Origin of the sequence: Desulfosarcina variabilis str. Montpellier (assembly GCF_048565275.1) — a bacterium.
GTDB classification, from domain to species: domain Bacteria; phylum Desulfobacterota; class Desulfobacteria; order Desulfobacterales; family Desulfosarcinaceae; genus Desulfosarcina; species Desulfosarcina variabilis.
Window position 1 is genome coordinate 4,221,340 of record NZ_CP159846.1, and the last position, 15,235, is coordinate 4,236,574.

General features: G+C 47.0%; 14 protein-coding genes and 1 pseudogene. 12 read left to right on the top strand and 3 right to left on the bottom strand.

Annotated elements, in window-relative coordinates; translation table 11 throughout:
* The first annotated feature begins 279 nt into the window (after positions 1-279).
* The 5 genes from Dvar_RS19035 (at position 280) to nadE (ending at position 5,645) form a co-directional block, all read left to right on the top strand.
* The gene (locus tag Dvar_RS19035) at positions 280-882 is read left to right on the top strand and encodes a polysaccharide biosynthesis/export family protein (RefSeq protein ID WP_419663431.1); all 603 of its coding nucleotides are present in this window, start codon (positions 280-282) and stop codon (positions 880-882) included.
* A 69-nt stretch (positions 883-951) separates the two neighbouring features.
* Complete coding sequence (locus tag Dvar_RS19040; RefSeq protein WP_419663433.1) at positions 952-1,353, top strand: four helix bundle protein; 402 nt, start codon at positions 952-954, stop codon at positions 1,351-1,353.
* Positions 1,354-1,431: 78 nt separating this feature from the next.
* Complete coding sequence (locus Dvar_RS19045) at positions 1,432-2,766, top strand: outer membrane beta-barrel protein (RefSeq protein ID WP_419663435.1); 1,335 nt, start codon at positions 1,432-1,434, stop codon at positions 2,764-2,766.
* Positions 2,767-3,135: 369 nt separating this feature from the next.
* Entirely contained in the window at positions 3,136-4,479 is a 1,344-nt protein-coding gene (locus Dvar_RS19050) for a UDP-glucose dehydrogenase family protein (protein WP_419663437.1), read from the top strand.
* A gap of 41 nt (positions 4,480-4,520) precedes the next feature.
* Positions 4,521-5,645: an NAD(+) synthase gene (gene nadE / locus Dvar_RS19055; protein ID WP_419663439.1), complete on the top strand. Its 1,125-nt coding sequence runs from the start codon at positions 4,521-4,523 to the stop codon at positions 5,643-5,645.
* A gap of 877 nt (positions 5,646-6,522) precedes the next feature.
* Here the strand turns inward: nadE and Dvar_RS19060 are convergent.
* Complete coding sequence (locus tag Dvar_RS19060; protein WP_419655564.1) at positions 6,523-7,779, bottom strand: hypothetical protein; 1,257 nt, start codon at positions 7,777-7,779, stop codon at positions 6,523-6,525.
* A gap of 894 nt (positions 7,780-8,673) precedes the next feature.
* Between Dvar_RS19060 and Dvar_RS19065 the strand changes: the two genes are divergently transcribed.
* From Dvar_RS19065 to Dvar_RS19090, 6 genes are all read left to right on the top strand, one after another.
* Positions 8,674-9,057 carry a GxxExxY protein gene (locus tag Dvar_RS19065; protein WP_419663440.1) on the top strand — a complete coding sequence of 128 codons (384 nt, stop codon included), beginning with the start codon at positions 8,674-8,676 and terminating at the stop codon, positions 9,055-9,057.
* 164 nt (positions 9,058-9,221) lie between these two features.
* Positions 9,222-9,467: an acyl carrier protein gene (locus tag Dvar_RS19070; RefSeq protein ID WP_419663442.1), complete on the top strand. Its 246-nt coding sequence runs from the start codon at positions 9,222-9,224 to the stop codon at positions 9,465-9,467.
* Positions 9,468-9,577: 110 nt separating this feature from the next.
* Positions 9,578-11,137, top strand: coding sequence for a class I adenylate-forming enzyme family protein (locus Dvar_RS19075; RefSeq protein ID WP_419663444.1), 1,560 nt, complete (start codon positions 9,578-9,580; stop codon positions 11,135-11,137).
* Positions 11,138-11,289: 152 nt separating this feature from the next.
* A complete protein-coding gene (locus Dvar_RS19080; protein WP_419663446.1) occupies positions 11,290-11,658 on the top strand; it encodes a four helix bundle protein in 369 nt (122 codons plus the stop codon).
* A 104-nt stretch (positions 11,659-11,762) separates the two neighbouring features.
* The gene (locus Dvar_RS19085) at positions 11,763-11,984 is read left to right on the top strand and encodes an MBL fold metallo-hydrolase (RefSeq protein WP_419663447.1); all 222 of its coding nucleotides are present in this window, start codon (positions 11,763-11,765) and stop codon (positions 11,982-11,984) included.
* Positions 11,981-13,114, top strand: a complete 1,134-nt coding sequence (locus tag Dvar_RS19090) for an MBL fold metallo-hydrolase RNA specificity domain-containing protein (RefSeq protein ID WP_419663448.1) — start codon at positions 11,981-11,983, stop codon at positions 13,112-13,114. Before Dvar_RS19085 ends, Dvar_RS19090 begins: the two co-directional genes overlap by 4 nt.
* Positions 13,115-13,519: 405 nt before the next feature.
* On the opposite strand, the gene Dvar_RS19095 is transcribed toward Dvar_RS19090, so the two are convergent.
* Both Dvar_RS19095 and Dvar_RS19100 read right to left on the bottom strand, forming a co-directional pair.
* Positions 13,520-13,891, bottom strand: coding sequence for a type II toxin-antitoxin system VapC family toxin (locus Dvar_RS19095; RefSeq protein WP_419663450.1), 372 nt, complete (start codon positions 13,889-13,891; stop codon positions 13,520-13,522).
* Entirely contained in the window at positions 13,888-14,124 is a 237-nt protein-coding gene (locus Dvar_RS19100; protein ID WP_419663452.1) for a type II toxin-antitoxin system Phd/YefM family antitoxin, read from the bottom strand. Before Dvar_RS19100 ends, Dvar_RS19095 begins: the two co-directional genes overlap by 4 nt.
* A 612-nt stretch (positions 14,125-14,736) precedes the next feature.
* Between Dvar_RS19100 and Dvar_RS19105 the strand changes: the two are divergent.
* Positions 14,737-15,098: pseudogene (locus Dvar_RS19105) on the top strand (GxxExxY protein).
* Positions 15,099-15,235: the final 137 nt, after the last annotated feature.

Here is a 15,235-nt window from a genome sequence, read left to right on the forward strand (position 1 = left end):
GGGAAAAGCGGGAAAGCGGGAAAACGATGTCACAAATTAGACGCTTTGAAGATTTACAATGCTGGCAACGTGCTGTTGATTTGAGCGTCAAGATATATGAACTAAGCAGTTCTGGTGACTTTGGAAAGGATAACACTTTTTTGAGCGTTTACAGATCTTCTTTCGCGCATTTCACGCTTTTCCCGCGTGTCTTGCGCTCCCAGCTTTCCCGCGTGTCTCGCAACTGAAAAGCACTTGAATCCTTGACCCCTCGAATCCTAAAAAATTAAGGTCTCAATCATGCAAAAAAAAACGATCCTCCTGATTTCTTTTGTCCTTTTGTTCGCGCTTCCTCAACTTGGTCTTTCGCAAAGCAAAATTTCAAATGATGCTATTGATGCAAATGGTGCTCCACCGGATCCTTACATCATTGGCAATGGAGATGTTTTAGAGATTGTTACCTGGAGAGAGCCCGACTTTTCCAGGCAAGAGATTATTGTACGAATCGACGGTAATATTTCATTTCCTTTGATTGACGATATTGTTGCCGCAGGAAGGACCCCCACCCAGTTGAAAGTTGAAATCCAGAAGCGGCTTGCAGATTATGTCACCAATCCCAATGTGACCGTTACCGTTCGAGATGCAGGCAGTCAGCGCTTTTATATTTTGGGTGAGGTGGTCAATACTGGCGAATACCCGCTGACCAAAAACCTGACCGTGCTCCAGGCGTTCGCCCTTGCCGGTGGGTTTACCGAGTGGGCCTCAAAAAAGGAGATCATCCTTTTTCGTCGTGAACAAGGCAAGGATATCGTTCTGAGAATTGATTACAAGGATATTGTCAAAGGTAAGGACTTTAGCCAGAATGTTCAGATTCGTGCTGATGATACGATTGTGGTACCGTAAATTAGTTGGTTTGTTAGTTGGTTGATTGGTTGTTTCGTTCAATTCGTTTTTCCAAAACCTGTATGTCTTATGTCCACTGTCAAACGTTTTGAAGATCTTGAGTGCTGGAAGTCAGCGCGAATAATGGTTGGCACTGTATATAAAATGACCAATAATGAAAAATATAAAAAAGATTTCGAGTTGGTCAATCAGATCCGCAGAAGTGCCGTTTCTTCAATGGCCAATACTGCAGAAGGTTTTCATCGCAGTAGCCACAAAGATTTTCTGAGATTTCTGGATTATTCAAGATCATCAATTGCAGAAACTATTAGCCACGCCTATGTTGCCCTGGACCAAGGATATATTAGTGAAAAAGAGATGGAAGAGTTAAAAGAAATCGGGGAGGATGTCTGGAAAAGAATTAATGGTTTCATTTCTTACCTAAGACGCTACCAACCAACCAACCAACAAACCAACAAACCAAGTAACTAAATAACTAAATAACTAAAAAACCAATAAAACCAATAAAACCAACAAACCAAGCAACTAACCATTCCCCCGGACAAACAAATGCAAAAAAAACAAAAAAATAATCATACCGTCTACTGGATCCACTTTGCTGCTATTGCCATGCTCCTGATGTGCCGCCCAATGATTGGGCATGCCGCAATAGAGATTACTCCGCGGTTGACCACCGGTGTAGATTATACTGATAACTACTCATTAGCTAATGATAATCCCGGTTCAGAGGCGGAATCCGAGTGGATTACAAGGATTTCGCCCGGTCTTTCTGTAGATATGGATGGTAGACATCTGGGGTTGTCACTCAACTATGATCCATCGTACACCATGTATGACCGGTATTCTGACAGAGACTACTGGGAACACGCAGCCAGTGCAACCGGTACATGGCAGGCAACACGATATATGGGGATGACTCTGTCCTACGATTTTTCAAGAACCGAAGATCCTATTGACGAAGAAGACCTGACGATTCGCCGAGGGCGGAATGTGTATGACCGGCATCGTTCTGAAGCCAGAATCGATTATCGTTTCGGGGCAGAAAATACGCTTTATGCACTTGGAAACTATGGTAATTTGAAAAACGAAGACACAACCATCCAGGACAGCGAGGAATACGGCGGCGGCGCCGGGATGGTCTATTGGTTCAACATTCAATGGGGAATTGATCTTAGCATCGAACAAAATTGGGCGAAATACAAAGAAATCGATGATTCTGAATCTATCGATGACTTCGAAGATTCAGAAAATTTTAAAGAATTTTCTGGGCGTTTGCGGCTAAATCGCCGTTTTAACCGTAAGGTTACTGGATATCTTCAATACCAACATACGGATCATCGTTTCGACGAGGAAATCGCGGAGACGAACTACAGGATCTATGATGGTGCAGTTGGCGTTGAATATGCGATCAGTTCCAGCATGGACTTCAGTATAGGAGTTCACTATTTTGTTCGTGACTTAAAAGACAGTGAAAATGAGTCTGAAACACCCGTTAACCTTTCTCTTACCAAACGGTTTTCGCAAGGATCGGTTACCTTCAGCGCCGAGGGGGGGTATGATTACACTACCACAGCGGCCGAAAACATAGGCTATTATGTCTACTATGGTGGTACACTTGCAGCCGACTACGTATTTACCCGGCGCTTTAGTGGTGACGCGGCTATCACTTATATGTACCATGATTACAAAGATGAAATACCCAGTCGAGATGACGATGTTTACCGGGCCAGGTGCGGTTTGTCATTTCAACTATCGCGTTGGTTGACGGCACGTCTCGGATACACATACAACGCAGTCGAATCCAATATAGAAGCAAACGATTATGTGGAGAATCGTGGCAGCCTGGATTTGATCATCGCTCCTCCGAATCCGTATCGTTTTTAATGCCACACCGGATGGTGAGGTCGCTGGCCGGCAAGCTTTTCTCGCTTTTCCCGCGTTTCCAGCTTTTCGCGCCGATCGATTCTCAACAAACCCTCAGCGAACTCTGCGCCTTGAGCGAAGCGGGCGGTAAAATAATTAGCCCGGACCCACGCGGATGGACACAGACGATTAGCGGATAGCTTATAGCTGCTGCGCAGTGGGTAAAAAAACGGAAAAGCGGAAGCTTGGAAGTACGGAAGAGAAGGGGGGATCCGGTTGCTCCTATTTCCCGCGTTTCACGCTTTTCCCGCGAGTCCCGCTGATTTTCTGTTTAACCCAATGAACTCAACAAACTCAAAGAACCCGAATAACACCATTTAGAGGATAACCATGAACGTTTGCATTATAGGCACCGGATATGTAGGACTCGTTGCTGCCGCTTGCCTGGCGGAAATGGGCAACGATGTCGTCTGCATTGATGTAAATCCAGAAATTATTAAAAATTTGAATGAGGGCAAAATCCACATCTTCGAGCCAGGATTGGAACCCTTGGTCAGCCGGAACGCAGCCGAGGGACGATTGCGTTTTAGCACCGACCTGGCCGAAGGCATACAGGACGCGTTGTTTGTTTTTAGCTGTGTGGGGACCCCGTCCAGCCCGGATGGCTCCTGCGACCTTTCCTTTGTGGATAACGTGGCCGGTCAGATTGGACAGATCATCAACGACTACAAGATAATTATCAACAAATCCACCGTACCTGTGGGAACGGCGGATCGGGTGAAAGGAATTATCCGGGAAAAGCTTAAGGACAGAGGTGTATCCGTGGAATTCGACGTGGTTTCAAACCCGGAATTTCTGAAAGAGGGGGATGCTGTGAACGATTTCCTAAAGCCTGATCGTGTGATCGTGGGCACGGATAACGTGAGAACAGCCAAACTACTGGAAACACTCTATGCCCCCTTTGCTCGCAGCCGCGAAAAAATGATCATCATGGGGGTGCGTAGCGCCGAGATGACCAAATATGCGGCCAACTGCATGCTGGCTACCAAGATTTCCTTTATGAACGAAGTAGCCAATATTTGCGAGGCTGTCGGTGCAGATGTACGGGAAGTGCGCAACGGTATTGGTTCGGACAGACGGATCGGCTATCATTTCATCTATCCGGGTGTAGGGTATGGTGGGTCCTGTTTTCCCAAAGACGTGCGCGCAATGATCCATACGGCAAAAGAAAATGGTTGTTCGCCGGATTTGGTGGCTGCTGTGGATGCAGTCAACAATCGGCAAAAGAGCATGGTGGCCCGGAAGATAATCGATTATTTTGCAACCCGTGGCGGTGTAACGGGTAAAATCCTGGCCTTGTGGGGGCTGGCTTTCAAAGCCAATACCGACGATATGCGCGAGTCAGCAGCGTTGGACATCATAAGGGATGTCACCAGTGCCGGAATGAATGTGAAAGCTTATGATCCGGTGGCCGGTCCCAATGCCAGGCGACTATTGGCTGACAATGCCAACGTGACGGTCGTGGACAATCAATACGATCCAGTGGATGGCGCGGATGCCTTGGCCGTGGTGACGGATTGGAATCAGTTCCGCAATCCGGATTTCGTGCGCATAAAAAAGATGCTCAAAGCACCATTGGTGTTTGACGGCCGAAATCTTTTTTCACGGTCCTTTATGAAAGAGATGGGCTTTTCTTATATTAGCGTTGGGCGGCCGGTGGTAATGGTTGATTAGCGTGAAAGGGTTAAGGCGAGAAAGGCGGGAAAAGAGAAGAAATGGCACAGATAAGATCTTTGCCACCTATGTGTTGCCGTTATCTTTCTCGCGTTTCTCGCTTTTCCCGCGCGTCTCGCATAACTCTCGCGAAGAATAGTGCCTTATTTAATTTTTCAACAAATTCAAGAGGTGAAAGCGTGAAACCACCCTTTTCAAAAGATATACTGACCCTCGATCCCGAAAAAGAACTCCAAAAAATTTGTAGCCAAATCCGTTTGCTGATGAGGAAACAGCTCAAGCGCCGTGGGTTGGTTGTGGCCCTTTCCGGCGGTATCGACAGCAGTGTTTCTGTTGGATTGGCAACGAAAGCGTTAGGGCCGGAACGCGTGGTGGCTTTATTAATGCCTGAACGCCATTCCTCTGATGATACGCTTGATTTGAGTAAATCAGTGGCCGAAACATTCAGAGTGAAGTGGTTTCATGAAGATATCTCCAGGGTTTTGGAGGCCGTGGGATTCTACCGGCGTTATGATGATGCCGTGCGTAAAGCCATCCCCGAATATGGTGATGGGTGGAAGTCCAAAATTGTAATTCCCAATGTGATGGAGTCCAAGGGGTTTAACCTATTTTCTGTCGTTGCTCAGCAGCCGGATGGAACCCAAGTACAGAAGCGGCTGCCACTTGAAGCGTACCTTGAAATCGTTGCTGCTACCAACTTCAAGCAGCGCACGCGGAAAATGTTCGAGTATTACTATGCTGACCGATTTAATTACGCGGTTGTGGGTACCCCGAATCGCCTGGAGTATGATCAGGGATTTTTTGTCAAGTTAGGCGATGGCGCTGCAGATATCAAACCCATTGCCCACCTTTACAAAACCCAGGTGTATCAGATGGCCGCCCACCTTGGCGTTCCCGAAAAAATCCGTATGCGTCCGCCAACCACCGATACCTACTCTATGCCTCAGGGTCAGGATGAGTTCTATTTTTCCTTGCCTCACGACAAAATGGATCTTTGCCTGTATGGCAAAAACAATGGTTATCGTCCGGAGGAAATCGCCGCAACACTTGGACTAACTTTCGATCAGGTTCAACGGGTTTACGATGACATCGACACCAAGCGTAGTACCACGCGATATTTGCATTTGTCGCCGCAGTTGATTGAAGCTGTGTCTGAAATAAAATGATATCACCGCCCGCTGCGCTCGAGACGCAAAGAACGCAGAGGGGGGAAAAGCCTCCCCGAAGGGAAAACAAACGCTTTGCGAACTCTGCGCCTCTGCGGTGAAATAAAATACGGATAAAAAGATATCACCGCCCGCTACGCTAAAGACGCAAAGAACGCAGAGGTGTGTTGGATAATCGTCCCCTAAGGGAAATCAAAAACGCTTAGCGCACTTTGCGCCTCTGCGGTGAAATAAAATATGGATAAAAAGATATCACCGCCCGCTTCGCTCGAGACGCCAAGAACGCAGAGAGGTGCTGGATGATCCCCCGCAAAAGGGGAACTGAAACCCTCAGCGAACTCTGCGCCTCTGCGGTGAAAATAATGGATAAAAAGATATCACCGCCCGCTTTGCTCAAGACGCAAGGAACGCAGAGGGGTGTTGGATAATCCTCCCCGAAGGGCAACTAAAACCCTCAGCGTACTCTGCGCCTCTGCGGTGAAAATAATGGATAAAAAGATATCACCGCCCGCTACGCTAAAGACGCAAAGAACGCAGAGGTGTGTTGGATAATCCTCCCCTAAGGGAAATCAAAAAATCTTAGCGCACTTTGCGCCTCTGCGGTGAAATAAAATATGGATAAAAAGATATTACCGCCCGCTTCGCTCGAGACGCCAAGAACGCAGAGAGGTGCTGGATGATCCCCCGCAAAAGGGGAACTGAAACCCTCAGCGTACTCTGCGCCTCTGCGGTGAAAATAATAGATAAAAAGATATTACCGCCCGCTACGCTAAAGACGCAAAGAACGCAGAGGTGTGTTGGATAATCCTCCCCTAAGGGAAATCAAAAACGCTTAGCGCACTTTGCGCCTCTGCGGTGAAATAAAATATGCTGATTATCACGGATTTTGGGGAGGTCCTCTAAACCCCCCGAGTGACGCCGAAATAAGAAGATTTTGCAACCAATTCTCATGATATCGGAAGCCATTCAGTCTTTCGGCCGGACTTTGCAAGCCATGATACTTGGCGACCGTCCTCGGATTTGAAGGCGCAAAATTCTGGATGAGTGCCCATCCGCGAATACCCTGCTCGGCTGCCTCAAGACTTCCATGGAAATATTGGGTGCAGAATAGGTAACGATCCAATCGTTGCATGAGCCTATCGACCATGTTGCTTGTCCGATGCGCGCCGGGATGGTTATAAGCAATTGAAAATGAGGGAAGATTATTGCGCAGCTTTTCAAGCTTGGTCATGATGACAGATGGCATCTCACGGCAGGAAGCCCATTCGTGAAGACGCCTCACCCGTTGAGCAAAAGAGGCTTTGCTTTTAGCCTGATAGCAGCTCCACAGCTTATCTGAAACCAACCGGAAGATATCTTTGAACTTTTTCCGTGATCGATCTCGGATGGAAATGTAAAGGTGTAAAAAGCAGGAGATGAGCACCATAGCCGGGAATAATGACTTGAATGCGTTCATGGTTGGCATCCAGCCATCCGTGTTGCAGGTTTGCGGAGAGTAAGTCGGGTTCAAGTCCTGCGCTTCCTTTTTAAAAACACCATAGCCGGCCTCAAGGTCCTGTTGGCCGGCACTTTTCTTCACGGCCACGCCTAAAATGCAATCGTTGCCGACCGTGCAGGGCACATAGACCTTTTCGCCCTTGATTCGGCTGTGTTTTTCATCCGCGCTGATATGCTGGGGCAGGTATTCAGGGTTTTTAATGGAGGTGCCGATGAGGCTGTTTTTGCCAAGAGACGTCTCCATTCGGTACCAATACATCGGGTTTTTTCCGAAGCCGTAGGCTAACATCCAGAAGGGAACAGCAGCCTTGCGCAACATGAGAGGTTTTTCAACATCCTTTGTAAACCCAGTCATATAGGGCATAGCAAAGGCTGGACGTATCGTATAGGCGATGCCATCAACTTTAATACGGCGGATCCAAATCGACAGCTTTTTCGAACGATACTTATCTTTCATCCGATAGCCTTTGGAAAATGAAGGCGGAAACAGTTCTGGGAAAAGCTCATATTGCGCATCCAGAAATTTTCTGAAATCGACGGCCGAATTGATTTTGTTGTCATAGGGTTCTTGAGAAAATGGTAAACATATGGTTCTATTGAGTCGGGTGGTGGATGTTGCTGCATCTGCTTTTCCCATGTATAGTTAGAGACCTCCTTGCCAGGGTATGGTCTCTAACTATACAAAATCATTAATAAAAAGTCTAGTTGTTTAAATATTACGAAAAATCAACATGTTACACTAATGTTCATCCAGCTCCCCTAAATCCGTTATAATCAGAAAAAATATTACCGCCCGCTACGCTCGAGACGCGAAGAACGCAGAGAGGTGCTGGATGATCCCCCGCAAAAGGGGAACTGAAACCCTCAGCGTACTCTGCGCCTCTGCGGTGAAAATAATAGATAAAAAGATATCGCCGCCCACTTCGCTCGAGACGCCAAGAACGCAGAGAGGTGCTGGATGATCCCCCGCAAAAGGGGAACTGAAACCCTCAGCGTACTCTGCGCCTCTGCGGTGAAAATAATGGATAAAAAGATATCGCCGCCCACTTCGCTCGAGACGCCAAGAACGCAGAGAGGTGTTGGATAACCCTCCCCGAAGGGGAACTAAAAAATCTTAGCGCACTTTGCGCCTCTGCGGTGAAATAAAATATGGATAAAAAGATATTACCGCCCGCTTCGCTCGAGACGCCAAGAACGCAGAGAGGTGCTGGATGATCCCCCGCAAAAGGGGAACTGAAACCCTCAGCGTACTCTGCGCCTCTGCGGTGAAAATAATAGATAAAAAGATATTACCGCCCGCTACGCTAAAGACGCAAAGAACGCAGAGGTGTGTTGGATAATCCTCCCCTAAGGGAAATCAAAAAATCTTAGCGCACTTTGCGCCTCTGCGGTGAAATAAAATATGGATAAAAAGATATTACCGCCCGCTTCGCTCGAGACGCCAAGAACGCAGAGAGGGGTTGGATAATCCTCCCCGAAGGGCAACTAAAAACCTTAGTGTACTTTACGCCTCTGCGGTGAATAAACAATAATGGACATAAATAAACTGTCAGGAGAAATAATCGGCGCGGCCATTGAGGTGCACAAGAACCTTGGACCCGGACTGTTGGAATCCACCTATGAAGAATGTCTGTGTTTTGAATTGAGTTTGCAGGATATTGAATTCAAGAGACAGGTCAACTTGCCGGCCATATACAAAGGCAACAAAATCGATTGCGGATATCGGATCGATATCGTTGTCGAAAAATCTATCATTCTTGAACTGAAAGCCATTGACGCGATTCTTCCTATCCATAAAGCACAGTTGTTAACCTATCTGAAGCTTTCGAATCTTCAGTTAGGTTTCTTGCTTAACTTCAATATTCCACTCATGAGAGATGGAATTCATAGGATGGTAAATGATTTTAAATCTTAACAATAAATTCACCGCCCGCTTCGATCGAGTAGCAGAGAAGGCGAAGGGTTTAAATTTCCCTGACGGGAGGGAAAAGATTTGGCGAAGCCAACTGTATACTGTTTCTCTTTGCGAACTCTGCGCCTCTGCGGTGAACAATAAAAAATAAGGAGTAATAGAACCAAATGGGTGAGAACAAAACCAAAATTAGAGAATTCATTATTGAAAATTTCCTTTTCGGTAACGCCGATGGCTTAAAGGATGATACCTCCTTTCTTGAAGAAGGCATTATCGATTCCACAGGTGTGCTGGAGCTGGTGACCTTTCTTGAGGAAAACTTTGGTATCCAGGTGGAAGACGAAGAATTGATTCCGGAAAATCTGGACTCTATCGACAATGTCAGTTCCTTTTTGGAACGGAAATTGGGCTAAGGATTACCGCCCGCTACGCTCGAGCCGCAGAGAACGCGAAGGATTGTATATCTCCCAAATGGGACGGATAAAAATCTCTGCGAACTCTGCGTCTTTGCGGTGAGAAAAAAATGCTAATTCACAATTTTCTCGAAAAGTCGGCGGCGCAATTTCCAGAGAAAGTCGCCGTTATCCACGAAAAAAACCGCATCACCTACAGTCAGATCAATAGCGCCGCCGATTGTCTATCTGCGTTCCTTTTGGAACGTAAGATCGAATTGGGCGACCGTGTTGTCCTGCTGATGGAGAATAGCTGCGAATATGTGATTGCCTATTACGGGACTTTGAAGTCAGGTGCTGTCGTTGTACCCCTGAGTACCGACCTGAAACCCGACGGCCTCAATGCGCTATTGGCTGAACTCGAACCCGCGGCCATCATTTCTTCCACACGTTTTGAACGACTACTCCAGGCCTCGGATCTTAGCATCCCCAGTCTGAATACAATGATCATCCACAATCCAAAACTCGATTGGTCAAACAAATTCAGAAATGCCTTCACGTTACAACAGACCACAAACAACCCACAACCAGCCACCCACAACCCGCAACCAACAAACCAACCAACCAATTTAGCCAACATCATCTATACTTCCGGCTCCACCGGCAAACCCAAAGGCGTTATGTTAAGCCACGTCAATATTGTATCCAATGTCAACGCCATCTGTGATTATTTACAATTGACCGCTGAGGACATCCAGATGGCCGTGCTGCCTTTTTTTTATGTGATGGGCAAATCACTGCTTAACACGATTATTGCCGTTGGCGGGACATTGGTAATCAATAACAAATTTGCCTTTCCAGCATCGGTCATCAATCAAATGATACAGGAAAAAGTCACTTTATTTTCAGGCGTACCGTCCACATACGCCTATTTGTTGCATCGCTCTCCATTGAAATCAAGCGCTGATCAGTTGCCCCATCTACGCATGGTAACCCAGGCCGGCGGGCATATGGCCCGTTCCGTTAAAAAGGCACTTCGGGATGTTTTGCCCGATCATACCCGGATTTGTATCATGTACGGTGCCACGGAGGCCTCCGCTCGCCTGGCCTGGCTTAACCCGGATTGTTTTGAGCAGAAAATCGATTCCATCGGCCAAGCCATCCCTGGTGTGACAATCCGGGTTATGGATGCTAACGGAAGAGACTTGCCGCCAGGAGAAAAAGGTGAAATTGTCGCCAGTGGTCCCAACATCATGCGCGGCTATTGGCAGGACCCGGATGCAACCGCCGCCGTTCTGGACCAAAACGGATATCACACGGGCGATCTGGGATGGAAGGATGAGGATGGGTTTATTTTTCTGGACGGCCGCAAGGATAACCTTCTTAAAGTTGGTGGCCACCGGATCAATCCCCAGGAAGTTGAAGATGCGCTTTTGGCTACCCAACTGGCGGTCGAGGCCGCGGTTGTCGGCGTTCCTGACACACTTCTTGGTATGCGCATGACCGCATTGGTCGTTCCACTGAACGGTGGGGATGCAGATGCAGAGGCGATTATGGCATCCTGCGCCACTTTGCTGCCTAAATACAAACTGCCCAGTGATATTAAACTGGTGCGATCGCTCCCAAAAAATGCGAACGGAAAAGTGGACCGGGAGGGGTGTTTGAGGCTTGTGGGGGAGGGAAAAGACTGAGGCGAGAAAGGGTTCGGGCGGGAAAAGCGGGAAAAAGTTAAGGCGAGAAAGGTGGAAAAAGCGGGAAAAGCGGGAAAAGCGGGAAAAGCGGGAAAAGCGGGAAAAGCGGGAAAAGCCGGAAAAGCGGGAAAAGCGGGAAAAGCCGGAAAATAATGGCACAAATTAGACGCTTTGAAGATCTTGAGTGCTGGCAGCGTGCTGTGGATTTAGCTGTCAATATATATGAACAAAGCAGCTCCGGTGAATTGGGAAAGGACTTCGGTTTGCGTGACCAGTTGCGAAGAGCAGCTGTTTCGATTTCATCAAATATAGCTGAAGGCAAGGAGCGAGAAACAGTTCCAGAATTTATTCGATATCTTTACATTGCAAAAGACTCCGCTGGTGAGTTGCGGACGCAATTAATTATTGCTGGAAAAATCGGCTATAATAAACAAGAAAAACTGAATTCATTGACAAGTGAAACTGAAAGGATTGGGGCGATGATAGGGAATTTAATCAAGCGCTTAAAATTAAAACGATAGGTGCTTCAAATAGGCGTCTCGCAGTTTACATTTCCCGCATTTCGCGCTTTTCCCGCGAGTCTCGCGCAACTAAAAACACTTGAATCCATGAACCCTAAATCATCATGCCCTTTCCCAAAATAACCCACCTCGGCGCCGAAACCCAAGTAACCGGTTCCTGCCACCTGATGAAAGCCAATGGCGTGACCATCATGGTGGATTGTGGACTGGTTCAGGGCAGTGATACTTTGCGAAAAATCAAGGATTGGTCGGTCAAGCCAAGCGAGATCGACTATCTTTTTCTTACGCATGCCACATTGATCACATCGGAAGAGTTCCAGAATTGATTCAACATGGATTCAGGGGTGAGATCATCTGCTCCCATCCAACCAAGGTCCTTTTGAATCCCATGCTAAGTGATGCCATGCGGTTTTCAGGATTGTCCCGACAGTCGGCCGAGCGCCTTCAGGAAAAGATTGAAGATTTGGCATGGGGATTCGAGTTCGGCCAGACTTTTGATTTGGTAAAAGGGATTGCTTTTATGGTGGGAAGAGCCGGGCATATCCTGGGTTCGTCCTTTATTCGGTTTCAAGATTCAACAAGCGGATGGTCCGTGCTGTTTTCAGGCGACTTGGGGGCCGCCAATACGCCTATTCTGCCGGATCCCGAAATTCCGGAACCGGCCGATTTGGTGATACTTGAGTCTACCTATGGGAACCGGTTGCATGATGATCGGGACCAGCGCATCAAGCGGTTGGGAAACGCGCTTTCCCGGGCGTTGGCAAACGGCGGCAAGGTGTTTGTCCCCGCGTTTGCTTTGGGACGCACCCAGGAACTGATATATGAAATGGATCGCATTTTTTCCGATTCCAAGTATATTGAAATGTTTCCGGAATTGCAGGGTAACGCGCGCCCACCGGTATTTGTCGATTCTCCTTTGGGATTGGAAATCACCGACATTTACTCGCGCTTGACCGAGTACTGGGATAAGGAATCCCGGGACTTGCAGCGGCAAGGCGACCACCCTATTGATTTTGAGGGATTGTTTGCGGTGGAGAATCACCAACACCATCTTCAGCTATGCGATATAAAAGGCCCAGCCATTATCTTGGCCGGCAGCGGAATGTGTACGGGTGGCCGAATCGTGAATCACCTTCTTTCAGGGATTGAAAAAACGGAAAATGACATCCTGTTTGTCGGCTACCAGGCTATTGGCACGCCTGGACGCCACATTCAAGACCATGCCGGCAGATGCGGCGGTTATGTCGAACTTGATGGGCAGCGTAAATGGATAAAGGCGCGGGTGCATACCCTGACCGGCTACTCTGCCCATGCCGACCAGAAAGGATTGGTTGATTGGATCGCATCCATGGATCAAAAACCCGGTAAAATCAAATTGGTTCATGGCGAAGCACCGGCTCGACAGGCGCTGGCGGAAGTGTTGACGCGAAAAGGGTATGTTGTTGAGGGGGAGTGAGCTGATAGGAAAGAGGCTATAGGCCAAGGGCGATGGGCCATAGGTGATGAGCTATGGGGAAAATCGGAAAGCGGAAGAGATGAAAATGAAGGGTTCAAGGGGTCTTCACGGTGTCGAGGGAGAAAGCCGTTAGCTCTATCCCATATTTCCCGCGTTTCTCGCTTTTCCCGCCACTCTCGCTGATTATTGTCAAACACAACAAACTCAAGCAACCGACTACCCACAACAATCAACAAGCATATTATCACCGCAGAGTTGCAGAGAACGCAAAGAAAAGAAATGGTCTTTGTTGGCTTCGCCAAAGTTTTGTTTTTCCCATCAGGGAAATTTAAACCCTCCGCGATCTCCGCGCCTCGAGCAAAGCGGGCGGTGAAAAAATAATCACCATTGGCTTCGCCAAAAAGATCAGATAACCTTGCACTGATACTGCATTATTTTCGGGTCATTGGTCATAAGATGACAATTTTCAACAATACTTTGGGCAACAAGCATTCGATCAAAAGGGTCTTTGTGATGAAACGGCATTTCCTTCAATAGCAGTGCCGCTTCCGCACTGAAATCCATCAAGGCAAAACCGGTTTCTGCTGCGAGCTCAACCGGATTGAAATCGATTTCAATTTTTCCAATAGAGGCCTTGATCATTAGTTCCGCAACAGTGATTGACGATAAATAGATTGTGTTTGATAAGTCTTCCAGTGCAGAGCGTTTTGATTTACCAAGCTTGGACGGTGTGGACAGAGACCACAGGAAAATATGAGTATCAATGATAATATTCATTCGTCGGTTCCATAGAACAATTCGTTTATTTCAGCATCTTCATCCATTATGTTATCTGGAACGATAAGCTTTCCTGCCAGGAGCCCGAGTTTCCTTTTTCCTTCTGGCTTATGAATGACCAGATCAACAAGGGGTAAGTTATTTTTGGCAATAACAACTTTCTCTCCGCGGTAGACGAGGGCCACCAGTTTTGAAAGATTCGTTTTTGCTTCGGAGATGTTGACTATTTTCATTTTTCACCACCTAAGATTATTAGCTGATCTTTCTGACCAACCTTACCAAAATAGACCAGCTTGGTCAACTTTATTCGTTTCTATCGTCCCTGGCAGGGGAATGTAACCCCTCTGCGCCTCCGTGGCCTCGAGCGGAGCGGGCGGTGAAATAGTTAGCCACGGACTCACACGGCCCCACACGGACAGACACAGACGGTTTAACTGATAGATAGGCAATCGGCTAAATTTTTCCTGCGAATAAGCCGATTATAAATTATCTAAGTGCGTCAATGAAAAAGCGTTTTACATCTATATGAATTCAGAACGGGTATGTATTCCAGGCGGCGGAGCTATTTACAAGCGTAGATCGACCTTTTTTAGTATTTCCTGCTTTTCCCGCAAGTATCGCTGAAAGGTTGTTAAAGCCAAATGACTCAAGGACTCCAACAAACCCACAACCCCTTAGCGAACTCTGCAACTTGAGCGAAGCGGGCGGCGAAAAAATTAGCCACCGACTCACACCAACAGACACAGACAAAAAAGATATAAAATCATAATCATTTTCTTCATCAGCCATAGACTGAACAAAACCCGTCTGTGTAAGTCCGTGTGTGTCCGTGGCGAAAAATAAGAATGAAAGAAGACAAAATAACCTACAACATTAACGGCGCTGTTTTTGAAGTAAACAAGGTGCTTGGCTCAGGTTTTCTTGAAAAAGTTTATGAAAGGCATTAGTTCATGAACTAAGCCGCAGAGGACTTAAAGCAAGCAACCAGATTCCGATAACCATTCGTTACAAGCAGAAAGTTGTTGGCGAATATTTTGCTGATATCATTGTTGAAGATAGCATCATTTTGGAGATTAAGGCAGTGGATAGGCTATCCAGCGTTCATGAAGCACAAATTTTAAACTACCTCAAGGCAACCGGTTACAAGGTTGGCCTGCTTATCAATTTTACCCACCCTAAGGCAGAGATAAAGCGATTTGTTTTTTAGCCACAGACATACACGGACAGACACAGACAAAAAAGAAAATAAAATCAAAACCTTTTCAAACCGAAGGATTCCCTTAACCTGTTTGTGTGAGTCCGTGTGTGTCCGTGGCAAAATAAAGAGGAGAAAGTATGAAGAAA

What these genes read in the sequence shown, in the direction of transcription:
- nadE (WP_419663439.1), top strand. Translation starts at nt 4,521, where the DNA reads ATGGCACAGATAAGATCTTTGCCACCTATGTGTTGCCGTTATCTTTCT.
- Dvar_RS19065 (WP_419663440.1), top strand. Translation starts at nt 8,674, where the DNA reads ATGGACATAAATAAACTGTCAGGAGAAATAATCGGCGCGGCCATTGAG.
- Dvar_RS19070 (WP_419663442.1), top strand. Translation starts at nt 9,222, where the DNA reads ATGGGTGAGAACAAAACCAAAATTAGAGAATTCATTATTGAAAATTTC.
- Dvar_RS19045 (WP_419663435.1), top strand. Translation starts at nt 1,432, where the DNA reads ATGCAAAAAAAACAAAAAAATAATCATACCGTCTACTGGATCCACTTT.
- Dvar_RS19080 (WP_419663446.1), top strand. Translation starts at nt 11,290, where the DNA reads ATGGCACAAATTAGACGCTTTGAAGATCTTGAGTGCTGGCAGCGTGCT.
- Dvar_RS19075 (WP_419663444.1), top strand. Translation starts at nt 9,578, where the DNA reads ATGCTAATTCACAATTTTCTCGAAAAGTCGGCGGCGCAATTTCCAGAG.
- Dvar_RS19100 (WP_419663452.1), bottom strand. Translation starts at nt 14,124, where the DNA reads ATGAAAATAGTCAACATCTCCGAAGCAAAAACGAATCTTTCAAAACTG.
- Dvar_RS19060 (WP_419655564.1), bottom strand. Translation starts at nt 7,779, where the DNA reads ATGGGAAAAGCAGATGCAGCAACATCCACCACCCGACTCAATAGAACC.
- Dvar_RS19095 (WP_419663450.1), bottom strand. Translation starts at nt 13,891, where the DNA reads ATGAATATTATCATTGATACTCATATTTTCCTGTGGTCTCTGTCCACA.
- Dvar_RS19040 (WP_419663433.1), top strand. Translation starts at nt 952, where the DNA reads ATGTCCACTGTCAAACGTTTTGAAGATCTTGAGTGCTGGAAGTCAGCG.
- Dvar_RS19050 (WP_419663437.1), top strand. Translation starts at nt 3,136, where the DNA reads ATGAACGTTTGCATTATAGGCACCGGATATGTAGGACTCGTTGCTGCC.
- Dvar_RS19085 (WP_419663447.1), top strand. Translation starts at nt 11,763, where the DNA reads ATGCCCTTTCCCAAAATAACCCACCTCGGCGCCGAAACCCAAGTAACC.
- Dvar_RS19035 (WP_419663431.1), top strand. Translation starts at nt 280, where the DNA reads ATGCAAAAAAAAACGATCCTCCTGATTTCTTTTGTCCTTTTGTTCGCG.